Source organism: Pseudomonas sp. UBA3149, assembly GCF_002364655.1.
GTDB classification, from domain to species: Bacteria; Pseudomonadota; Gammaproteobacteria; order Pseudomonadales; family Pseudomonadaceae; genus Chryseomonas; species Chryseomonas luteola.
The window spans coordinates 92,253-116,176 of record NZ_DEYV01000001.1 but is presented as its reverse complement, the minus strand read 5'-3'; the positions used below and the strand labels follow the sequence as shown (position 1 = coordinate 116,176).

Annotated in this window: 12 protein-coding genes; 7 read left to right on the top strand and 5 right to left on the bottom strand. The window is 57.0% G+C overall.

Features of this window, described 5'->3' with window-relative positions; translation table 11 throughout:
- Nucleotides 1-122: 122 nt before the first annotated feature.
- Together B3729_RS00415 and xthA are read right to left on the bottom strand one after the other, a co-directional pair.
- Nucleotides 123-1,499, bottom strand: a complete 1,377-nt coding sequence (locus tag B3729_RS00415) for a phosphate ABC transporter substrate-binding/OmpA family protein (protein ID WP_286786715.1) — start codon at nucleotides 1,497-1,499, stop codon at nucleotides 123-125.
- A gap of 130 nt (nucleotides 1,500-1,629) precedes the next feature.
- On the bottom strand, nucleotides 1,630-2,442 hold the full coding sequence (gene xthA / locus B3729_RS00410) for an exodeoxyribonuclease III (protein ID WP_219652771.1): 813 nt from the start codon (nucleotides 2,440-2,442) through the stop codon (nucleotides 1,630-1,632).
- Nucleotides 2,443-2,579: 137 nt separating this feature from the next.
- Here xthA and B3729_RS00405 point away from each other — a divergent pair, with 137 nt between their 5' ends.
- From B3729_RS00405 to B3729_RS00375, 7 genes are all read left to right on the top strand, one after another.
- A complete protein-coding gene (locus B3729_RS00405; RefSeq protein WP_286786714.1) occupies nucleotides 2,580-4,313 on the top strand; it encodes an autotransporter assembly complex protein TamA in 1,734 nt (577 codons plus the stop codon).
- Nucleotides 4,313-7,996: a translocation/assembly module TamB domain-containing protein gene (locus B3729_RS00400; RefSeq protein ID WP_286786713.1), complete on the top strand. Its 3,684-nt coding sequence runs from the start codon at nucleotides 4,313-4,315 to the stop codon at nucleotides 7,994-7,996. Before B3729_RS00405 ends, B3729_RS00400 begins: the two co-directional genes overlap by 1 nt.
- Before the next feature lie 165 nt (nucleotides 7,997-8,161).
- The gene (gene tpx, locus B3729_RS00395; RefSeq protein WP_010798387.1) at nucleotides 8,162-8,662 is read left to right on the top strand and encodes a thiol peroxidase; all 501 of its coding nucleotides are present in this window, start codon (nucleotides 8,162-8,164) and stop codon (nucleotides 8,660-8,662) included.
- Nucleotides 8,663-8,910: 248 nt separating this feature from the next.
- Nucleotides 8,911-10,191: an MdtA/MuxA family multidrug efflux RND transporter periplasmic adaptor subunit gene (locus tag B3729_RS00390; protein ID WP_286786712.1), complete on the top strand. Its 1,281-nt coding sequence runs from the start codon at nucleotides 8,911-8,913 to the stop codon at nucleotides 10,189-10,191.
- On the top strand, nucleotides 10,188-13,331 hold the full coding sequence (locus tag B3729_RS00385; RefSeq protein WP_286786711.1) for an MdtB/MuxB family multidrug efflux RND transporter permease subunit: 3,144 nt from the start codon (nucleotides 10,188-10,190) through the stop codon (nucleotides 13,329-13,331). Before B3729_RS00390 ends, B3729_RS00385 begins: the two co-directional genes overlap by 4 nt.
- A complete protein-coding gene (locus tag B3729_RS00380) occupies nucleotides 13,328-16,456 on the top strand; it encodes a multidrug efflux RND transporter permease subunit (RefSeq protein ID WP_286786710.1) in 3,129 nt (1,042 codons plus the stop codon). Before B3729_RS00385 ends, B3729_RS00380 begins: the two co-directional genes overlap by 4 nt.
- Entirely contained in the window at nucleotides 16,453-17,952 is a 1,500-nt protein-coding gene (locus B3729_RS00375) for an efflux transporter outer membrane subunit (RefSeq protein WP_409438633.1), read from the top strand. The genes B3729_RS00380 and B3729_RS00375 overlap by 4 nt, the downstream gene beginning before the upstream one ends.
- Nucleotides 17,953-18,026: 74 nt before the next feature.
- Here B3729_RS00375 and B3729_RS00370 read toward each other — a convergent pair whose 3' ends face one another.
- From B3729_RS00370 to mexE, 3 genes are all read right to left on the bottom strand, one after another.
- Nucleotides 18,027-19,418, bottom strand: a complete 1,392-nt coding sequence (locus B3729_RS00370) for an efflux transporter outer membrane subunit (protein WP_286786709.1) — start codon at nucleotides 19,416-19,418, stop codon at nucleotides 18,027-18,029.
- The gene (locus B3729_RS00365; protein WP_286786708.1) at nucleotides 19,415-22,585 is read right to left on the bottom strand and encodes an efflux RND transporter permease subunit; all 3,171 of its coding nucleotides are present in this window, start codon (nucleotides 22,583-22,585) and stop codon (nucleotides 19,415-19,417) included. The genes B3729_RS00370 and B3729_RS00365 overlap by 4 nt, the downstream gene beginning before the upstream one ends.
- A gap of 94 nt (nucleotides 22,586-22,679) precedes the next feature.
- Nucleotides 22,680-23,912, bottom strand: a complete 1,233-nt coding sequence (gene mexE, locus B3729_RS00360; RefSeq protein ID WP_286786707.1) for a multidrug efflux RND transporter periplasmic adaptor subunit MexE — start codon at nucleotides 23,910-23,912, stop codon at nucleotides 22,680-22,682.
- Between the last annotated feature and the right edge of the window lie 12 nt (nucleotides 23,913-23,924).

The window sequence follows — 23,924 nt, the reverse complement described above, 5'->3', positions numbered from 1 at the left end:
ATCGATCCTGTCGATGTCGTTAGGTGACTCCGACATGGCGATCGGGTGATCGTCAGAGGGGCCCGGCGTCACACCTCCATAGAGGTAGGGTTGAATCTAACAAAGCGGTTGGCTTCGTCATGTCAATAGACCCACACTTCTACGCGCCGGTTCTTCATCCGGCCTTCATCACTATTGGCTGCTACAGGCAAGGCATCGCCCAGCCCTACGATGTCATGGAACATCACGCCACCCTTGTTCAGCTCCCGCCGTACGGCCATGGCGCGTAGCTTGGAGAGCAGTTCGGCTCGCTTCAAGTCTTCCTTTGTATCGCTAAAGCCAATCAGTGCTACCTTCTTGTCGAGCTTGTCATTTTCTCTGAGGTAGGTCATCAGACGTTCGATATCGAGGTTGGCCTTGTTGTCCAGCGTGGCGCTACCCTCAGCGAAGCGAAAATTGACCGAAAGGCGCTGCGCATGGTCGGCAAGCTGACGATAAAACGCTGGCGCATCTGCCGGCACGACGGGCTGGACCGCCAGTACTTCTTGAGCCACGAATCCGCTCTTGCTGACCCATCTTTGCCCCTCCGAACTTTGAGCGTAGCGGATGAAGGCATTTACCCACGGATTTTTCTCGTCGGGTTTGTTATAGAGGAACAGACGACGTGAGAGGGGATAGTCTTCCGTAGCAACGGTGGTAACCGTTGGGGGGAGAGCTAGCGCCGATCCGTCAGAGATCGATACGGCTTTTGCCTTGCCTACAGCAGCCAGTCCGACAAAGCCGATTCCATATGGATCCTGGCTGATAGCGTCGGATAGCTCGTCATTGGATTCGAAACGCGTAGCTGTAGGCGAAAGGCTTTTGCCATGAGAGGACATGACCAGTTCCTTGAAGGTATCAAAGGTGCCTGATTGGTCATCTCTCGCATACAAGTGAACAGGACCTAGTGAGCCCCCAATGTCTTTCCAATTCTTCACATCGCCTGAAAAGAGTCGGGCCAACTCATCGGTTGAGAGCGTGGTCAATGGGTTCGCCGCGTTCAGGATGATAGCGATGCCATCAATACCGATGACATGCTCGGATCTGGCATCTCGTGCATTACCCAAGCGCTTGAGTTCGAGTGCCTCGCTGTCCTTGATAGGACGTGAGGCAGCAGCGATATCGGTATCGCCATGAATAAGATCGGCAAAGCCGGTACTCGATCCATGCGCCGCCATATCGATGCGAACCTGATCACCGTTGGCGCGTCTGCCAATAATGATACGTTCGTTTTCATGACTGCCAGTCCGGCTGTTTATGGTCTCGAACCCATGTGTTTTGAGAAAGCCTTCGACCATGAGCGGGGAAAGCTGAGCGCCGATGGTGTTGGAGCCATGGATACTCAATACCGGTTTGCCATCTGTGCGAAGCGGTAATGGCTGCGCCGCGGTCGACCATGATGAGACGGTGCAAACGATGCCGAGAAGCGCGCCGGCAAGAAGACGGCTCCAACGGGTGGAATCCTGACGGGCGGAATTCATATTCCTACAGCTACCCTGGAAATGAGACGCGGGCAGCATAAAAGGGAAAAATGACGAAAACATTACAACGGCAGCTTTTTGCCACTATTGCGTTGTGAGGTGGCCTGCTTGAGCAGACCACTGTATCGCGTCAGGTCAGCTCAACCCAGATAGGGGCATGGTCAGAGGGCTTTTCCATGGCACGGATGTCATAGTCAATACCGGCGTCTTTGAGGCGAGGCTGGGCACCTTGCGAGGCCAGGATCAGATCGATGCGAAGACCCCGCTTGGGCTCCGCTTCAAATCCTTTGCTACGGTAATCAAACCAGCTGAAACGATCCGCAACAATAGGGTTGAGGTGGCGGAAACTATCAACCAGCCCCCAGTTCTTGAGCTTGGCCAGCCACTCGCGCTCCTCGGGTAGAAAGCTGCACTTGCCGGTACGTAACCAGCGCTTGGCATTATCCGTACCAATGCCAATATCGCAGTCTTCAGGTGAGATATTGAAATCGCCCATTAGCAGCAGCGGTGTATTGGTGGAGTAGCGCTGTTCGAGAAGCTGCTGCAGGTCTGCATAGAACTTGGTCTTGGCGGGAAACTTGACAGGATGGTCCCGGCTTTCGCCCTGCGGAAAATAGCCGTTCATAATGACGACCGGCTGGTTGTTATGGTCGGCATAAACGCCATAGATGAAACGTTTCTGGGACTCTTCGCCGTCGTTGGGGAAGCCCTTGTGGATCTCCAGCGGTGCCTGGCGTGAAAGCAGTGCTACGCCATAGTGACCTTTCTGCCCGTGATAGTGAACGTGATAGCCCAACGCCTCGATATCAGCCAGCGGGAACTGGTCATCCGAGACCTTGGTTTCCTGAAGCCCGATAACATCGGGTGCGTGACGTTCGATCAAGGCAGCCAGCTGATGAGGACGTGCTCGCAAACCATTGATATTAAAGCAAACAATCTTCATGGGCGAAGAAGACTCTCGGTAAAATGGCCATCCTAGCGTATAGAACGGCTTCATGACGAGCCTGCTTCGCTGGTATAGCCGATGAACGCCACGACGCTGCGTTTGTCTCACGACCACTCGCCCGGTAGCATCGCGTCATGACTTTTCATCTACGACTCCGACTCAGTATTGCCGGCCTGCTTTTAATGAGCGGCGTCGCCATGGCCCAAGCGGCCGAACTCACCGTGCACGTTACGCCTGATAATCGTGCGCTGCGGGATAACATTGCTGCGTATATTGGCAGCCTTGCCGATCGGGATGCGGTTGCCTTGCAACGGCTGCGGCGTACGGCTGAAGGCCAGGCGGAGCAGGCTGCCCAGGCACTGGGCTACTACCATGCGCAGATTGATAGCCGGGTCGAGCCGGGGCAGACGCCTCGGTTGGTCCTGGATATCCAGACTGGAGAGCCCGTTCGACTGCGCCAGGTAGATATCCGCGTGGAAGGCCCGGCGCGGGAACTCAGGTCATTCAAGGCGCCTGATGGTGCCAATCTGAAGTCTGGCGCTCAGCTCAATCATGGCTTCTATGAAGATGCCAAGACACTGATCCAGAATCAGGCTGCACGTTATGGCTTCTTCAGTGGGCACTTCACCCAGCAGAAATTGATCATCGATCCGCAGGCTGGCTACGCAGACATTGCACTGGTTTACGAAAGCGGGCCTCGCTACCGGTTGGGTAACGTTGAATACGAAGGGGATTTTCCATTCGATCAAGACCTGCTCAATCGCATGGTACCGTTCAAGCCAGACGAGCCCTATGATTCGGAAACCCTTGCTGAGCTTCAGCAGACGCTGCTCCGAAGCGGTTATTTCGACAGCGTGCGCGTCAACGCTATTCCGGCAGATGCCAAAGACCAGACGATTCCGGTCATGGTGAATCTGACTACTCGCAAGCCACGCACGCTGGGGTTGGGGCTTGGCTACTCTACCGACGTCGGCCCGCGTGTTCGCGCAACCTGGGATCGACATTGGCTCAATGCGCAGGGGCATAGCTTGGGCGCGGAGATGGAGCTTTCCGCGCCACGTCAGAACATCGGCGCCTGGTATGACATTCCCGGGCGCGACCCCATCAACGATAAATTCCGTTTGGCGGGGGGATATCAGTATGAAGAAATCGCCGATGACGATTCGCTGAGTCGCCTGCTCACCGTCGGGCCCGAATGGCATCGCAAATTGCCCAGCGGCTGGACACGGGTGCTCTCCCTGAAACTCCAGCGAGAGGAATACCGTCTGGGAGACGATTCGGGTCTATCGACACTGCTCATGCCGGGTGTCGATTATTCCTACCTGCGCAGCGATAACCGGATCGATCCCAGCCATGGTTACCGACTGCAGTTTGGTGTCTCGGCTGCCAAAGAGGGCATCGTGTCCGACGCCAACATGGTGCATGTGACGGCGCTGGCGCGTGGCCTGACTACTTTTGCCGGTGGGCACCGGCTGCTAGGGCGGGTTCAGGTCGGCGGCAACGCCACCAATGGGTACAAGCAGATTCCGCCATCGCTGCGCTTCTTTGCCGGTGGTGATCAGAGCGTCAGGGGCTATGACTACCAGACGCTATCGCCCACGAACTCCGACGGAGATAGAATCGGTGGACGATACATGGTCACCGGCAGCGTTGAGTACCAGTATCCGCTCAAGGATAAATGGCGACTGGCGACCTTTGTCGACCAGGGGGGAGCGTTCAATGCGCTCGATAATCCGGATATCAAGACCAGTATCGGCCTTGGTATCCGTTGGGTTTCGCCAGTGGGGCCCATACGTGTCGATCTGGCTCATGGCCTTGATGAAGAAGGTGGCTTTCGTTTGCATTTCTCGATGGGGCCGGAATTATGATGCGTGCGCTCAAGATTGTTGGCGCCACGCTGCTGACGGTTGTCGTTGTTCTTGTATTGGGCGTGACCATTTTATTGGGAACCGAGTCTGGAAGCCGTTGGGTGTTGGGCCGGATTCCCGGGCTTGCAGTGGAAGGCTATACGGGTCGACTGGGAGGGCACTGGAAGGCCGACACGCTGACCTGGGCTCAGGCCGGTACGCAGGTTAGGCTGGTGTCTCCTGAGTTCGCTTGGTCGCCTGGTTGCCTGTTCAAGCGAACACTGTGCATCGATACGCTCGTAGCCAGCGAGATCAATCTCGATCTGGCGCCCACTGAGGAACAGACGCCCGATGAGGGGCCGGTTACGTTACCCGACCTCAAGCTACCGATAGACGTTCAGCTGGGTGATGTACGCATAGGACGGTTTACGCTCGATGGCAATGAGCAGTTCGCAAACGCCACGCTACGCGCTCATTCTGAAGGTGGCAGCCTGGTCATTGAGCAGCTGGATGCACACCGCGACGACATGATGCTCAGCCTTACCGGGACGTTGCAGCCTTCTGGAAAATGGCCTTTGACGGCGGACGCCAATGCCCGTCTGCCTGCGCCTGACCAGCAGGAGTGGCCACTGACCTTACATGTGGAAGGTGATCTGCAGGGAAGCTTGACTCTTCAGGCCGACAGCAGCGGTTACCTGCCGGGCCGGTTGACAGGCGACGTGCAGCCTTTGGCAGAGGGTGTGCCAGCTTCGCTGCATCTGACGGCCAACGGTTTCAAGCCAACACAGGATCTGCCAAAGACCCTGACGTTCAATGCGCTCGACCTGACTGCAAACGGCACTCTTACAGATGGATATAAGTTGGTAGGCACGTCTGTATTGCCGGGTGAAGGAGGTGAGGTCGCCCTGAAGCTTGATGGCACCGTTACGGCAGAAGGTGCAGACCTTAAAGGACTGACGCTCGATGCGGGGCAGCAGCGTAAAGTCGTCTTGAGCGGCAAAGCAGGCTGGTCGGAAGGACTCAATGCGAATGCCACTATCAACTGGAATGAGTTCCCATGGCGTCGGCTGTACCCGGAGATTGAGGAGCCGCCCGTAGCGCTGCGTCGACTGAAAGGTGAAGTTCAGTACACCGATGAGCGCTATATCGGAAATGTGGACGCTGCACTAACGGGGCCTGCCGGTGATTTCACGCTAGTGACGCCGTTTACAGGTGATCTCACACAGATCAATTTGCCGTCGCTGGATCTGCATGCCGGGCAAGGACGTGCCGAGGGGCAGGTGAATGTCCGGTTTGCTGATGGCATTGGTTGGAAGGCGAACCTGAACCTCAGCCAGTTTAATCCTGCATTCTGGGTCGCCCAGCTGCCTGGCAATCTGGGCGGACCGCTACGCAGTGAAGGAGAAATCAAGGGTGAGCAGCTGCGTGTAACGGCTGATCTGGGACTGCAGGGACAGCTGAGAGGTCAACCTGCTCAGCTGGCAGCACAGGCGCGTGGTCAGGATAAGCAATGGGATCTTGATAACCTGACTGTCCGTCTGGGCAGTAATCGCATTCAGGGAAGCGGTCAGCTGGCCGAGCAATGGAAAGGGCACCTGGATATCGACTTGCCTCGTCTCGGCCAGTTATGGCCTGGTCTGGCTGGCGCCATTAATGGAAAAGTGGATTTGCGCGGAACTCAGCAGGCGCCGCAAGGGGAGCTGGTGTTGAATGGGCGAGAGGTTGCCTATCAAACCAACCGGCTGGCGGCCTTGAGCCTTAAAGGTACGCTTGATGCGCGTCAGCAGGGACGAATCCAGCTATTAACCTCCGGTGTGCGTGCAGGCACTAGCGACATTGGACGTGTGACGCTCGATGGACAGGGTAACCGTCATCAGCAGGCAGTCACGCTTGATGTAAAAGGGCCGCTGGCAAATCTGGCGCTTGCCCTGGAGGGTACGCTCGATGATGCGATGAACTGGCGAGGGCGGCTTACTCGAGGTGCTGTCCAGAGTGGTCCCCAGGACTGGCGCCTGCAAAACCCTGCAAGCCTTGAGCGTCTGGCAAACGGGCAACTGACGCTTGGCCAGCACTGCTGGCTATCAGGTAAAGCCTCGCTTTGTGGAGAGGACCAGCGCCTGATGCCGGAACCACGGCTACGCTACCATCTGCGCAACTTTGACCTTACCGGACTGGCACCTTTCCTGCCCGAGGATTTCGGCTGGCAAGGTGCGCTTAATGCTGATATCCGTCTTGATCTTCCTGAGAGCGGGCCAGACGGCACGGTTACAGTCGACGCAGGCACAGGGACGCTAAGAGCACGTAACGCCGACGGCCAGTGGGCAGACTTTGCCTATGACACGCTCAAGCTCAATAGTACGTTGCGCCCCGATGATGTGCGCGCCTCTCTGGATTTTAGCGGCCCGCAGCTTGGCAACCTCACCCTGAATGCACAGATTGATCCACGCCCTGATGACAAGCCTGTCTCAGGGCGCTTCGATCTGCGCGGGTTGAATGTAGCCATTGCCAAAGGTTTTGTTTCAGGTATTGAGCAACTGGACGGAAGAATCGACGGTAGTGGTCAGGTAAGCGGTACGCTGCTTCAACCTTCGATCAATGGTCGGATCGATTTGAGCAATGGTCAGATCGGGGGCGGTATCGTTCCAACCCGTCTTCAAGATCTTCGGCTGACTGCTCTGATTGCCGGGAACCAAGCGAACGTGAGCGGTGGATGGCGCAGCGGCGAGCGCGGCCAGGGTAATGTGAGTGGAGCGATATCCTGGGCGGATGGATTGGACATGAATGTCGCCGTACGTGGCGATCGTCTTCCTGTTGTGGTTGAGCCCTATGCTAACCTTATCGTGGCGCCTGACCTGAATATTGTCATGCAGAACGGTAGTCTGGCGCTCAAGGGTACGGTTCGCGTGCCGAGCGGTGCCATTACGGTTCGGGAGTTGCCACCGTCTACCGTCAAGGTTTCCAATGATGCGGTAATCGTTGGACAGGAAGCGCCTGTGCCCAAGCAGGAGATCCAGCTGTCCATGGATGTAAATGTACTGGTGGGCCAGGACAAGCTCACGTTTTCAGGGTTCGGTCTGACTGCCAACCTTGAAGGGAACGTGCATATTGGTGACAACCTGGATACGCGCGGTGAAGTTCGTTTAATGGATGGTCGCTACCGTGCTTACGGTCAGCGACTGACGATTCGGCGGGCGCGTATATTCTTTCAGGGTCCGATCGCTCAGCCGTTCTTGGATGTGGAAGCGGTACGTGTCGTGGATGACGTAACCGCAGGGTTACGTTTGTCAGGTCTGGCCGATCAGCCACGCGTCGAGGTGTTTTCTGACCCTACTATGGGCCAGGAGCAAGCCTTGGCCTATATTGTTCTAGGGCGCCCGCTGAGCAACAACGACGAAGGCGAGAACAACATGTTGGGGCAGGCCGCACTTGCGCTGGGCCTTGCCGGGGGATCATCCACGGCGGGTGAGCTGGCGCAGCGTTTGGGTGTACAGAACTTTCAGCTGGATACCGAAGGGACAGGCGACAAGACCAGTGTCGTTGCGTCAGGCAATATTACCGACCGCTTGGCGCTTCGATACGGTGTAGGCGTCTTCGAGCCGGCCAATACGGTCGCCTTGCGTTATCAGCTTACCAAGCAGCTGTATCTTGAAGCAGCCAGTGGTATTGCCAGCTCATTGGATTTCTTCTACAAGCGAGACTTCTAACCCGCCAGGATTGCCCGATCGTATTGGTCGGGCGACAGGGTAACGCTTGGGTAGTGACCCGTTAGTGCACGGTAGGGATGATTTGCAATAAACAGGTCTTCAGGCTTTAAAGCCTGAGGCGAAGCGTGTTTACTTGATGTTCCATTCAATTGTAGGAAACAGGTCATGACAGAAGTCACTCTTCGCGGTAATCCGGTTCAGATTGAAGGTACTCTGCCTCAGGCGGGTCAGTCCGCACCGGCATTCAGCCTGGTCAATGGCGATCTGGCCGATACCACGCTGGAAAGCTTTGCCGGCAAGCGCAAGGTGCTGAACATTTTCCCCAGTGTGGATACCCCGACCTGTGCCATGTCGGTTCGCAAGTTCAATACCGAAGCCGCCAAGCTGGAAAACACCGTGATCCTGTGCGTGTCAGCTGACTTGCCGTTTGCCCAGAAGCGTTTCTGCGGTGCGGAAGGCATCGAAAATGTAATTAACCTATCCACGCTGCGTGGTCGCGAGTTTCTGAAAGACTACGGTGTTGCCATCGCGTCCGGCCCCTTGGCGGGTCTTGCCGCACGTGCGGTAGTAATTCTGGATGAAAACAACAAGGTGCTTTATAGCGAACTGGTACCCGAAATTGGGCAGGAGCCCAACTACGAAGCGGCCATCGCAGCGCTGAAATAAGGTAGAAGAAAAGCACCCGGTCCTCGATCAAGGCCCGGGTGCTGATGCATGAAGTCGATGCGCTTCGAGATGTAACAAGGCAAGGCAGAATCCAACGTTCCGTCATACTCTTATGACATTCTGGCGGCAGTGTATTGCTTGCTGCTCCGCACCATTCAATCCTGTATGTAAACAACACGTAAATCCGCTTGGCCTGATGAAGGCTGCGGCTTACCGTTATCTTTCCGAAACTTATTGCTGTGGCGTTCATGAGCGATTCCCTCAATTCCAAACCTTCTCGCTCCAAATTTCCTTTGTTGATTGCTGTTGTGGTGGTGGCGGTTGGCGCTGTAGCTGCATGGCATTTTCTGGGTAAATCCCCTGAACAGGCGGGGCCTACTGGTCGTAACGCTGCTCAAACTGAGCAGAAAGGGCCGGCTGGAGCCGGACGCCGTGGTTCCATGGCGTCAACAGACATGATCGTGAGCACTGGAAAGGCCGAAAAAACGACGCTTTCGGTTTACCTCAATGCATTGGGCACGGTAACGGCCTACAACACGGTTGAAGTTCATGCCCGTGTCGACGGTCAGTTGGCCAAGGTACTGTTTACTGAAGGGCAGGAGGTGAAGGCCGGGGACGTACTGGCTGTCGTCGATCAGCGGCCTTATCAGGCGGCGCTGGCACAAGCCCAGGGCACCTTGCAGGAGAATCAGGCTCAGCTGAAGAATGCACAGATCGATCTGGAGCGTTATCGCCAGCTCTTCAAGGAAGACTCAGTAGCCAAGCAGACACTGGATACACAGCAGGCGCTGGTTGCTCAGTATCAGGGAACCGTCAAGAACAGCGAAGCGCAGGTAGCCGATGCCAGACTGAACCTGACCTTTACCGAAGTACGGGCTCCCATCAGCGGCCGGTTGGGTCTGCGTCAGGTGGACGTGGGTAATCTGGTGGCTAGCGGTGACACTACGCCGATCGTAACCATTACCCAAACCAAGCCTATTGCCCTGACATTCAGCCTGCCTGAGGATCAGCTCAGCACGGTGCGTCGCCAGATGGCGACCGGAAAGCCGCTGGCCGTAGAGGCATGGGACCGCGGGCGAAACAGGGTTCTGGCAACGGGTACGCTGGTAACGGTGGACAACCAGATCGATACCAGCACGGGCACGGTCAAGTTCAAGGCTCGCTTCGATAATCAGGATGAGTCGCTGTTTCCCAATCAGTTCGTTAATGTCCGCTTGCATGCGCTGGAGCTGAGCGATGTCATTGTCATTCCGATCTCGGCCATTCAACGTAACGACGAAGGGCCTTACGTCTTCGTAGTTGGCGAAGGCAATAAGGTTGCAACGCGCAAAGTCAGCCTGGGCGAGATACAGGGCGAGCAAGTAGAGGTCCGCTCAGGCCTGAATGCCGGTGAAACTGTTGTGACAGAAGGACTCGACCGCCTGCGTGACGGCCAGACAGTCAAGGTTACTCAGCCTATTACGGAAACTGCGCCCAAGTCAGATCCGGACGCCAATGAGGCCACGTTAGGCGGCGGAGCCGGTGAATGAACCCGTCTCGTCTTTTTATCCTTCGGCCGGTAGCGACCACCTTATTGATGGTCGCTGTTCTGCTGGCCGGTATTATTGCTTACCGGTTGTTGCCTGTAGCCTCGCTGCCAGAAGTTGATTATCCCACCATTCAGGTCAAGACCCTTTATCCGGGAGCCAGCCCTGAAATCATGAACTCAGGCGTGACCGCGCCGTTGGAGTCAGAGTTAGGGGAGATTCCTGGGTTGGAGGAGATGTCTTCCACCAGCTCTGGAGGCGCCTCTGTCATAACGCTGCGGTTCAGTCTGGACAGTAATCTGGATGTGGCGGAGCAGGAAGTACAGGCGGCGATCAACTCCGCCAATAACCTGCTGCCCAACGACCTGCCGCAGCCGCCGATCTTTAGCAAAGTCAATCCGGCCGACACCCCGATTCTGACGTTGGCAGTCACCAGCAGCAGCCTGCCCTTGCCCAAGATTCAGGACTTGGTGGAAACCCGCCTGGCGCAGAAGATCGCTCAGGTCAGTGGCGTTGGTATGGTTAGCCTATCCGGCGGGCAGCGTCCTGCTGTTCGGATTCAGGCCAATCCTACTGCATTGGCGGCCTATGGTTTGAGTCTGGAAAACCTGCGGACCGCCATCGCTAACAACAACCAGAACGGGCCGAAGGGAAGCTTTGACGGACCGACACGCTCCTCGACACTGGACGCGAATGATCAGCTGCAATCAGCCGAGGAGTACAAAAACCTCGTCATTGCCTATCAGAACGGTGCGCCTGTACGGCTGAAAGACGTTGCGTTGGCAATCGATGGGGCTGAGAACAACAAGCTGGCTGCCTGGGCCAACGACACTCCTGCAGTCATTCTGAACGTTCAGCGGCAGCCCGGCGCCAATGTCATTCAGGTTGTGGATCAGATCAAGCGGCTACTGCCAACCCTGCAGGAGACCTTGCCGGAAAACCTGGATGTGATGGTGCTGACGGATCGCACAACCACTATCCGGGCATCGGTCCGTGATGTTCAGTTCGAACTGGTGCTGGCCATAGGACTGGTGGTCATGGTGACTTTCCTGTTTCTGCGCAACGTCTCGGCGACGCTGATTCCCAGCGTCGCTGTGCCGTTGTCGTTGGTTGGTACGTTTGGAGTCATGTACCTGGCTGGCTTTTCCATCAACAACCTGTCGTTGATGGCGCTGACGATCGCTACCGGCTTCGTCATTGACGATGCCATTGTCATGGTCGAAAACATTGCCCGCTATCTGGAGGAGGGAGAATCGCCACTTGAGGCTGCACTCAAAGGCTCAAAGCAGGTAGGTTTCACGATCATCTCGCTGACCTTCTCGCTGATCGCCGTACTGATCCCGCTTCTGTTCATGAGTGACATTGCCGGGCGGCTGTTCCGTGAGTTTGCCATTACGCTGGCTGTCTCCATTCTGATTTCCTGCGTGGTTTCGCTGACCCTTACGCCGATGCTCAGCGCGAAACTGTTGCGCCATGTGCCGGAAGACAAGCAGAGCGCATTCTCGCGCAAGGCCGGAGCCGTTATCGACGGGATGATCCATCGATACGCTACAGGTTTGCGCTGGGTTCTTCGGCATCAACCGCTAACACTGATGGTTGCCATCGGTACGCTGGTGCTGACCGCGGTGCTTTATCTCTTCATGCCGAAGGGGTTTTTCCCGCTTCAGGACACAGGCCTGATTCAGGGAATTTCCGAAGGCCCGCAAAGCATGTCCTTTGAAGGGATGGCCAAGCGGCAACAGGCGCTGGCTTCGATCATCATGCAGGACCCTGCGGTCGACAGTCTGTCATCATTTATCGGAGTTGATGGTGATAATCCGACCCTCAATACCGGGCGCATGTTGATCAACTTAAAGCCTCATGATTCCCGAGATGTATCTGCCTCGGAGATCATTACACGCCTTCAGGACCAGATGGCCGATCTGCCTGACATGAAGCTTTATCTGCAGCCGGTACAGGATCTAACGGTGGAAGATCAGGTTAGTCGTACGCAATACCAGTTCCGTCTGGTCGACTCGAGCCTGGAAACGCTCAAGACTTGGGTTCCAAAGCTGGTCGAGCATTTGCAGACGCTACCGCAGCTGACGGAAGTCGCCAGTGACTTGCAACCGCGCGGCCTGCAGGCCTATATCAGCGTTGATCGGGATAACGCGTCTCGGCTGGGCGTCAGCCTGAGCGATGTTGACAGCGCATTGTACAATGCGTTTGGTCAGCGCCTGGTTTCAACCATCTTTACTCAGTCCAACCAGTACCGGGTCGTACTGGAAGTGGGGCCGCAGTTCCAGCTGGGACCGCAAGCGCTGACGCAGATCTACGTGCCAAGCTCCACGACGACCACTACCAACGGCACGACCACTACAACCAGTGGGCAGGTGCCGCTATCGGCCATCGCCCATGTAGAGGAACGCAATACCCTTCTAGCGATCAACCATGCCGGGCAGCTACCCGCCGCGACAGTTTCCTTCAACTTGGCCAAAGGTGTATCGCTGGGTGAGGCTGTGGAAGCGATCCGTCAGGCGGAGCAGGATCTCAAGATGCCGGCAACTGTTGATACCCATTTCCAGGGTGCAGCGCTGGCGTTCGAGTCTTCCCTGTCGAGTACGCTACTGCTGATTCTGGCCGCAGTGGTCACCATGTACATTGTGCTGGGAATTCTTTATGAGAGCTTTATCCATCCCGTCACGATTCTATCGACGCTGCCTTCGGCCGGGGTAGGAGCGTTGCTAGCGCTCTGGATTGCCGGGCAGGACATCGGCATGGTGGCCATCATCGGCATCATTCTCCTGATCGGTATCGTCAAGAAAAACGCCATCATGATGATCGACTTTGCCCTTGAAGCCGAGCGGGAAGAGGGTAAAACACCGGAGGAGGCTATCTACCAGGCCTGTCTGCTGCGCTTCCGGCCGATCCTGATGACTACCATGGCTGCCTTGCTGGGCGCCTTGCCATTGATGTTGGCCAGTGGTGCAGGCGCCGAGCTGCGCCAGCCGCTGGGTATTGCGATGGTAGGCGGTCTTCTGGTTAGCCAGCTGCTGACCTTGTTTACCACTCCGGTCATTTACCTGGCGTTTGGCCGGTTAGCCACACGATTCAACCGCTGGCGCTATCGGCATAACCTGGATTTCTCCGGGGAAATCCGATGAATTTTTCGGCACTGTTCATTCGGCGACCGGTTGCGACTTTGTTGTTGACGCTGGCTATCGTGCTATCCGGTTGGCTGTCTTTCGGTTTGCTGCCAGTTGCGCCGCTGCCTCAGGTCGATTTCCCTACTATCGTTGTCAGCGGCACTCTGGCAGGAGCCAGTCCCGAGACCATGGCCTCTTCAGTGGCTACACCTCTGGAACGCTCATTGGGACGTATTTCGGGCATTACTGAAATGACGTCCACCAGCTCTCAGGGCAGTACCACCATCATCATCCAGTTCGATCTGGATAAGAACATCGACGGTGCCGCGCGTGAGGTTCAGGCTGCCATCAATGCGGCGGTGCCTTCGTTGCCCACGGGAATGCCCAGCAATCCGACCTACCGCAAGATCAATCCGGCCGATATGCCCATCATGGTATTGGCGCTCACGTCGGATAAGCTGGACAAGGGCAAGCTTTATGATCTGGCATCCAATACGGTCGCCCTTAAATTGGCCTCGGCCAAAGGGGTCGGTCAGGTCAGCGTAGGCGGCAGTTCGTCGCCTGCCGTGCGGATTGATCTGAACCCGGATGCGCTCAACCATTACGGCCTGTCTCTAGACGATGTTCGTACCGCAATCAATGCGGCCAATTCCAATTCGCCCAAAGGCGCATTTGAGTACGGCGATCTGCATTGGCAAATTGACGCCAATTCCCGGTTGAACAAGGCGAGTGACTATCAACCGCTCATCATTCGTACCCGTAATGGGCAAGTGGCGCGACTGGACGATGTAGCCACTATTACCGATTCAGTCGAAGACACCCGCAACCTTGGTTTCTCCAATAATTCTCCGGCGGTGCTCATTCTGATTTCACGGCAGGCCGGCGCCAATATCATCGAAACCATCGACGGTATCCGGGAGCAGTTGCCAGCGCTACAGGAGACATTGGGTAAGGACGTCACGCTGAGCATCATGGATGACCGTAGCCCCGGCATTCGCGATTCGCTGCATGAGGCCGAGTTTACGCTGATCATTTCCATCGCCCTGGTCATTCTGGTGGTGTACCTGTTCCTGCGGGACATACGTGCGACGTTAATCCCCAGCATTGCCGTACCAATTTCTCTGGTGGGCACCTTTGCGGTGATGTATCTGTGCGGGTTTTCGCTCAATAACCTGTCACTCATGGCGTTGATCGTCTGTACTGGGTTTGTGGTCGACGATGCCATTGTGGTGGTGGAGTATATTGCCCGCCGGATCGAAGAGGGCGAGAAACCCTATCAGGCCGCATTATTGGGTGCGCGCGAGGTAGGATTCACGGTTCTTTCCATGAGCCTGTCGCTAGTGGCAGTCTTTCTGCCGATTCTGTTGCTGACGGGCATTATCGGTCGCCTGTTCCGCGAGTTTGCAGTGACGCTATCGGTTGCCGTTCTGGTGTCGATGGTCGTATCGCTGACGCTTACGCCGATGCTGTGCGCCAGGCTTCTCAGGGCGCACAGGCCCCGCAAGGAAACGCCTGTAGAGCAAAAGACAAGTCGTTTGGTTGCGGCAATGTCCCGGTATTATCGGGCAAGCCTTGCCTGGGCGCTGGATCACTCGTTTCTCATGCTGTTGATTCTGATCGCCACGATTGCGCTCAACTTCTACCTGTATGCCGTAGTACCCAAGGGTTTTCTGCCAGATCAGGATACCGGCCGCCTGCGTGGCTATGCTGTGGCAGATCAGGGAATCTCCTTCAGTGGGATGCAGAGCAAGATGGAGGCTTATCGGAAAGTGCTCATGGCCGATCCGGCGGTCGACAATGTGCTGGGCTTTACCGGAGGTCGAGGGCCCGGCGGCTCATCTACCAATAGCGGGTCGTTTTTCATTACGCTCAAGGATATCTCCCAGCGCGATCCAGTCGAGACCGTCGCCATGCGGCTGCGCAAAGCCGCGGCAGCTCAGGTGCCTGGTGCCAACCTCTTCCTGGTGGCGTCACAAGACTTTCGCGCCGGAGGGCGGGAAGGAAATGGTGCCTATCAGTTCACGGTCAAAAGTGACGACCTGGAGCTTTTGCGTACCTGGAATCCACGGATCGAGGCTGCTCTTCGAAAGGTCTCGCAGATCATTTCCGTGAACAGTGATTCGCAGGACAAAGGGGTTGAGTTGTCGCTGGACATCGATCGCGACACGGCCAGCCGTTACGGCGTCAACATAGAGATGATCAATGCCGTCTTGAATAACTCGTTCTCGCAGCGGCAAATCTCGACCATGTACGAGGACCGCAACCAATACCACGTTGTGCTGGGTGTGGGTGATCAGTACAGGCAGAGTGTGGACGTCTTGAGCCAGGTGTATGTAGTCACCAGCGAGGGTAATCGTGTCCCGCTTTCCAGCTTCACTCGTTATCGGTTCAGTAACGCTCCGCTGCGGGTTGCCCATGACGGTCAGTTTGCCGCGTCGACGTTTTCCTTCGATCTCGCGCCTGATGTAAGTATCAGTCAGGCCAGGGATGCGATCCATGACGCGATCAAGCCGTTGAAGCTGCCGATTGGATTACAGACGGCGTTTGCGGGAAATGCCAGCATGGCGCAGCAGTCCCAGAGCGCTATGCCCCTGATTATTGTGGCTGCCCTGGTTGCGGTGTATATCGTGCTGGGTATGTTGTATGAAAGCTATATTCATCCACTGACGATTCTGTCGACGCTGCCTTCGGCGGGCGTTGGAGCTTTGCTGGCGCTGCAGCTCTTCAATACGCCGTTCACCTTGATCGCACTTATTGGCGTAATCCTCCTCATCGGGATCGTCAAGAAGAATGCCATCATGATTGTGGACTCTGCGCTGGATGCCGAGCGGCGTCTGGGGCTGGCGCCTCGCGAGGCGATTTTGGATGGCTGCGTCAGACGTTTCCGACCAATCATGATGACCACGCTGGCTGCAGTGCTTGGCGCCTTGCCCTTGCTTCTGGGCATGGGCGGTGATGCGCCGCTGCGTCGGCCGCTGGGGATCACCATCATTGGTGGCTTGATTGGCAGTCAGTTGCTGACGTTATATACCACTCCCGTTATCTACCTGTATCTGGACCGTCTGCGACACTGGTTTAACCGCCGTTGGGCGGGACGCCGAGCAGGCTCGCGCACGCATGCGCCCATGGAGAAATCATCATGATGTCGTTTTCAGCTCGTCCCCATTACTTGGGACTTGCCCTTGCCTTAGCCGTGGGTGGCTGCACAGTGGGACCAGATTACCAGCGACCCCAGGTCACTACGCCCATCGCATTCAAGCATGCTGAAGGTTGGCAGATGGCCAAGCCCAGCGATGCCACCAAGCGGGGGCAATGGTGGGAGGTGTATGGAGACAGCACCCTTGATGGTCTGATGCAACGCCTGGAGAACTCTAACCAGACACTGGCCCAGTATGAAGCCCAGTATCGCCAGGCACGCGCTCTGGTACGCGAAGCACGCGCCTCCTTCCTTCCCGCGGTAACCGGAAGCGCTGGCGCAACACGCTCGGGGCAGGGCGGTGGAAGCAGTTCGAGTTATCAGTATCAGACGTCAACAGGAACGACCGTCACATTGCCACAAGGCACCAGCAGCGCCACTACTTCCAACAGCTACACCACCAGTCTTGGTGTCAGCTGGGAGCTTGACCTGTGGGGAAGCATTCGCCGCAGCGTGGAATCCCAAACAGGATCGGCGCAAGCCAGCGTGGCCGAGTTGGCCTCTACCAAGTTGAGTCTGCAATCGGAGCTGGCCCAGAACTATCTGCAATTGAGGGTTCTGGATGCCCAGCAACGGCTCCTGGATGCTACGGTGCAGGCCTATGAGCGGTCACTACGGGTCACCGAAAACCAGTATCGCGCCGGTATGACTACGCGTTCAGACGTTGCCCAGGCTACGACCCAGCTCAAAAGTACCCAGGCGGATGCCATTGACCTCAAGTACCAGCGTGCGCAGCTGGAAAATGCGATTGCTGTGTTGATTGGTGTTCCGCCATCCGAGTTCAGTCTAGCGGCAGTGGAGACAGTACCGACCGTGCCCGGCATCCCTGCCAGCGTGCCGTCCGAGCTGTTGCAGCGTCGTCCGGATATTGCTCAGGCTGAGCGGCAGGTAATGTCTGCCAATGCCCAGATCGGTGTTGCCAAGGCGGCATATTACCCGACGCTTTCCCTGACAGCCTCGGGCGGTTATCGAAACAGCCAGTGGGGTAATCTGGTCAGCACCCCTAACCGTTATTGGTCCATCGGGCCAGCATTCGATCTGACATTGTTTGACTTCGGTGCACGCCGTGCACAGGTCGAGCAGGCCGAAGCATCTTATGATCAGACTGTTGCTCAATATCGTCAGGCGGTACTCAACGGTTTCAAGGAGGTCGAAGATTACCTGGTTGAGCTGGACGTTCTTAATCAGGAGTCCGGTGTAAGGCAGGAGGCACTGGATTCGGCGCGGGAGTCGCTGCGTCTGGCAGAGAATCAGTACCGTGCAGGTCTGATCGATTATCTTGACGTAGTAACGCTGCAAACCACAGCATTAAACAACGAACGCACCAACCTGACGTTGTTGGGTAGTCGTCTGGTTACCAGCGTTCAGTTGATTGCTGCAATGGGTGGTGGCTGGGATGCCGTTGAGCTTCAGCAGGATCCGCTCGCCAGGAGTGAGCCGTAACAAGAAAAAGCCCGCGGCCCAAGGAGCAGGGAAAGCCGCGGGCCAGGGCGACATCGTCGCCCCTAACCGAAGGATCAGACGTTGGGGATCTCCCAACCGCCGCCTAGTGATTTATAGATCGCCACAATGCCTTGGTAGAGCTCAACTTCCGCTTGGGCTTGGGCATCTTCCGCCGCCAGTCGCTCGCGCTCTGCATCCAGCAATACCAGGAAGTCCGACCCGCCTTCACGGTAGCGGATCGCTGCCTGCTCGGCTGCTGCGCGGCTGGCTTCGGACTGGCGAATCAGTGCAACCAGGCGCTCCTGACGTTTACCATAGTCGCTAAAGGCATTGGCACTTTCTTCAAGGGCAAGCAGCACTTGCTGCTCATAGTTGGCCAAGGCGCCTTCGGCATCTGCCTTGGCCCCACGCAGGCGTGCGCGAACGCTACCTAAGTCAAAGGCTGGCCAGCTCAGGGTAGGACCCAGGCCCCATGCGCGGACGGCCGAAGAGCCGATCTCGGAACCCCGCCCCGCGGTGAACCCTAGAAAGCCGCTCAGGCTAACTCGCGGGAAAAGATCTGCAGTAGCTACACCGACATTCGCGGTTGCGGCTGCCAGCTGACGTTCGGCTGCCTGGATATCCGGGCGGCGGCGCAACAGCTCGGCCGGGTCACCAATGGGAAGCGCCTTGGCAATTGCAGGCAATGGCTTGGGTGAAAGGTCAATGCTCATCGCATCAGGCCGTTCGCCTATCAGAGTCGCTATCCGATTCTTTGCCCGCGCCGCTTCTGCCTGGAGTTGCGGCAGAGTCGCCTCGGTGGCCGCAAGGCGTGCATCAGCCCGCAAGACATCCAGCTGGCTGCCTACGCCTGCTTCATCCAGGGTTTGGGTCAATTGCCGGGAGGCCCGCTGATTCTTCAGGTTTTCCTGCGCAATATGCTCGCGCAGCTGGGCACCGCGGAGCGTGCCATAGGCGTCTACCAGTTCTGCAATCAGGCTGACCTGCAGTTGATTGAGTTCTGCCTGCGCGGCGTCTGCCTGAGCATCGCTGGCTTCCAGTTGATGCTGGATCCGGCCGAAGAGATCAATCTCCCAGGCCATGTCTAATCCAAGATCATAACGCTCATTGTTTGTACGCTTATCGGTGAAGCCCGGCTGCTGCGCCTTGCCGATCTCGCTGCTGGCGCGACTGGTCACAACAGGAAAGCGGTCATTGGCCGTGTCATCACGCAGGGCACGAGCCGAGCGCAGCCGGGCGTAGGCCACACGAAGCTCCCGGTTGCCGGAAATCGAGCGCGCCACCAGCTGATTAAGGGTGGGGTCCTCGAATTGTTGCCACCACTGCGCCTCGAAACGGGAGTGATCATATTGATTGCCCGCCGCGGTCTGCAGATGAGCCGGTTCGGTTTGCGGTGCCTGATAGGTCGGACCGACCGCACAGGCACTCAAGGCAAGGGCCAATAGACTGGGAACGAAGATTCTCATGACAGCACCTCCTGTGCGGCGACACGACGCTCAGCGCGACGCTCGACGAACGCGCGGATCAGTACATAGAACAAGGGGGTCAGCAACAGGCCGAAGAAGGTCACGCCCAGCATGCCGGAGAACACCGCAACGCCCATGGCATGACGCATCTCGGCACCTGCACCGGTAGATGTCACCAGCGGCACCACGCCCATGATGAAGGCAAAGCTGGTCATCAGGATCGGACGTAGACGCAACCGGCATGCTTCCAGTACGGCGGCCACACGGTCCATGCCTTCTTCCTGTTTATCCTTGGCGAATTCCACGATCAGAATTGCGTTTTTGCAGGCCAGGCCAACCAAGACGATCAGGCCGATCTGAGTAAAGATGTTGTTATCACTCCCGGACAGAATGACCCCTGTGATAGCGCACAGAAGCGTCATTGGTACGATGAGAATAACGGCAAGCGGCAGGCTCCAGCTTTCGTACTGGGCAGCAAGCACCAGGAAGGCCAGCAGCACGCACAGCGGGAAGACTAGGAAGGCCGTGTTGCCCGACAGGATTTGCTGGTAGGTCAGCTCGGTCCACTCGTAGGTCATGCCATTGGGCAACTCTTCCTTCATGAGTTTTTCCAGCGCGGCCTGTGCCTGGCCCGAGCTGTAACCGGGTGCCGGGGCGCCGTTGATTTCGGCTGTGATAAACCCGTTGTAGTGCATCACGCGGTCGGGACCTGCGCTATCGCTTACCTTCACGAAGGTAGACAGCGGCACCATCTCGCCCAGGTTGTTACGTACCTTCAGCTGGCCGATCTGGTCGGCTTCAAGGCGGAACTGCTGATCGGCTTGTACGTTGACCTGGAAGGTACGGCCAAAGCGGTTGAAGTCGTTGGCATACAGCGAGCCCAGGTAGACCTGTAGCGTATCGAAGATATCGCTGATCGCAACGCCATGAGTTTTGGCTTTCTCACGATCAATATCGGCATCGATTTGCGGAACGTTTACCTGGTAACTGGAGAACAGGCCTGCCAGTTCCGGCACGCTCTGGCTTTTCGCAATGATGTTCTGCGTTTGGGCGAACAGCTCGTTGTAGCCCAGGTTGCCTCGATCCTCGATTTGCACACGGAAACCGCCGATGCTACCCAGGCCCTGAACCGGCGGAGGCGGGAAGATCGCGATGATCGAATCCTGAATAGAACTGAACTTGCCGTTGAGTGCACCTGCAATCGCGTTGGCTGACAGACTCGGGTCCTTACGTTCTTCGAAGGGCTTGAGTGTCACGAAAACAATGCCGCTGTTGGGGCTGTTGGTAAACCCATTAATGGAGAGTCCCGGGAACGCCACGGTGCTTTCCACGCCTGGATACTTGAGCGCGATATCGGACATCCGCTTGATGACGTCTTCGGTACGATCCAGCGTAGAAGCGTCAGGCAGCTGCGCAAAGGCGACCAGATACTGCTTGTCCTGCTGCGGCACGAAACCTGTAGGCGTGTTCGTCAGCCCAAACACCGTCAGCGCCATCAGACCGGCATAGACCACTAGCGCAATCGAGCCGCGGCGAAGCACACGTGCAACCACGCCTACATAGCCATGACTGGCGCGTTCGAACATACGGTTGAATGGCGCGAACAGCCAGCTGCCCAACAGGCGATCCAGCAAGCGCGAAAAACGGTCCTTGGGAGCATCGTGTCCCTTGAGCAGGACGGCTGCCAGTGCAGGGGAGAGCGTAAGCGAGTTGAAGGCTGAGATGACCGTTGAAATAGCAATGGTCAGGGCGAACTGTCGATAGAACTGTCCCGTCAATCCGGAAATAAAGGCGGTGGGTACAAACACAGCGCACAGCACTAGCGCGGTAGCGATGATAGGACCAGTTACTTCCCGCATCGCTCGCTGGGTTGCGGCAACCGGAGAGAGGCCCAGCCCAATGTTCCGTTCGACGTTTTCCACGACCACGATGGCATCGTCCACCACAATCCCAATAGCTAATACCAGCCCGAAAAGGGATAGTGCGTTCAGTGAAAACCCGAACAAGTGCATCAAGGCGAACGTGCCGATCAACGAAACCGGAACGGCTGCCAGCGGGATGATGGAGGCTCGCCAGGTTTGCAGGAACAGCACCACAACCAGCACAACCAGCACGATGGCTTCAAAAAGGGTATGCACAACCGCTTCGATGGAGCCACGGACGAAGATCGTAGGGTCATAAACGATGGAGTAGTCCATACCCTGAGGGAAGCTCTTCTTCAGGTCAGCCATTCTTGCCCGTACCTGATTGGACAGGTCGATTGCGTTGGAGCCTGGACGCTGGAAGATCGGTATGGCGACGGCTGGTTTGTTGTTCAACAGTGAACGCAAGGCGTACTGGTTCGAGCCCAATTCAACGCGCGCAATGTCCCTCACGCGGGTGATTTCACCATTTGCGCCGGCTCGAACAATGATGTTTTCGAACTCTTCCTCATTGACCAGGCGGCCTTGGGTGTTGATGGCCAGTTGGAAGCTGTTCGCGTTGGGCGCGGGCGGGGCGCCCAGAGAACCTGCCGCAACCTGGCGGTTCTGCTCACGAATGGCGTTGACGACATCTGTTGCCGTCAGGCCACGGGAGGCCACCTTGTTCGGGTCAAGCCACACACGCAGGGAATACTCGCCCATGCCGAACAGCTGGACATCACCCACACCGTCCAGGCGGGACAGCTCGTCCTTGATGTTGATCAGCGCATAGTTGGACAGGTACAGCATGTCGTAGCGCTCATCGGGCGAGGTAAGGTGCACCACCATGGCCAGATCCGGTGAGGCCTTGTCAGCGGTTACACCCAGACGCTGCACTTCTTCAGGCAGCTTGGGCAGGGTACGGGTGACACGGTTCTGCACCTGTACCTGCGCCGTATCCAGATCTGTGCCCAAGGCAAACGTAATGGTCAGGGTCATCTTGCCGTCGGCAGTGGCCTGGGACGACATATAGAGCATGTGCTCGACGCCGTTCATGGCTTGCTCCAGCGGGGCTGCCACGGTCTCGCCGATAACCTTGGGGTTGGCACCCGGGAAGGTGGCGCGAACCACTACTGTGGGCGGCACGACTTCCGGATATTCACTGATAGGAAGTTGAAAGAGCGAGACGGCTCCGCCGATCAGGATAATCAGCGAGAGAACGGCCGCGAAAATGGGACGCTTGATGAAGAACTGTGAGAAGTTCATCGGACCATTCCTTTGTAAACGCGAGCAACAGGGCACCGTCGCTCTTCTGGTAGAAGAGCGAGGCGCATGGGCTTGGCGGCAGGGTTAGACGGTGTTAACGACGCGTATCGTTGGCAGTAAGCTGAATCGGCTTGTCCGGCAGAGGCAGGCTTTTCGCTACCAGCTCGCGCTGATGCTTGAGTGCAGCCAGGGTGGCCTCGTCAGCCATGGGTACGATCTGAGCGTCTGCCTGGGAGCCCGGACGGATGCGTTGCAGGCCATTGATGATGACCTTGTCATTGCTGGCCAGACCTGTACGGACGATCCGCAGCCCTTCGATTTTCGGACCCAGTTCAACCGAGCGGTAATCCACGGTGCCGTCGTCTTTGACTACCAGCACGTATTTTTTGCCCAGATCAGTACCTACAGCCTCATCCTTGATGAGCATCGCGTTATAGGTACCGCTGCCAACCAGCTTCAGCCTTGCATAGAGCCCGGGAGTAAACTGGCCATCGGTGTTTTCGAATACGGCCCGTCCACGAATGGTGCCTGTACGGGGATCAACCTGGTTATCAAGAAAGTTCATCTTGCCTAGGTGAGGGTGGCCGGTTTCGCTGGAAAGCCCCATAAAGACCGGACTGGTTTCGCCCCGCACACCTTGGCGTTTCAAGTCGGAATACTTGAGGAAAACACGTTCATCAGCATCGAAATAGGCATACACCTTGTCGGTGGATACCAGCGTGGTGAGCTGGTTTTCCCCAGCATTTACCAGGTTACCCGCGGTGACCTCGGCCCGGCCAACGCGACCTGTAATGGGGGCGGTAACTTGAGTAAAGCTCAGGTTCAGACGAGCTGCGTCCAGTTCGGCTTGCGTAGCGGCAAGCGTCGCTTTGGCTTCCAGTGCTTCGCTGGTGCGGGCATCCGCTACTTCGGCAGAGATCGCATTGCTTGAGCGCAAGCGCTCGCCACGTTGCGCTTCATTCTGAGCCCGATCCAGATGAGCCTTGGCCTGTTGCAGCTGCGCTTCCAGACGCTTCACTTCGGCCTGGAAGGGGCGGGGGTCGATCTGGAAAAGCAGGTCGCCTTTCTTGACCAGGGTGCCTTCCTGAAAGACAACCCGATCGATATAGCCCGAAACGCGCGGACGAATGATGACAGACTCGGGCGCTTCGAGGCGGCCGGTAACCTCATCCCATTCCGTGATCGGTTGTTGGATGACCTGAGCGGCGCTGACCTTGGGCTTGGCTGGTGCTGTGGCCGACGCATCAGGCTTGTTGTCGCAGGCACTGAGCAATAGAACGCTGGCTAATGCCAGAGAAGATCGCCAGAGAGTGGAGGACTGTTCCATGTTCGTTTCCGC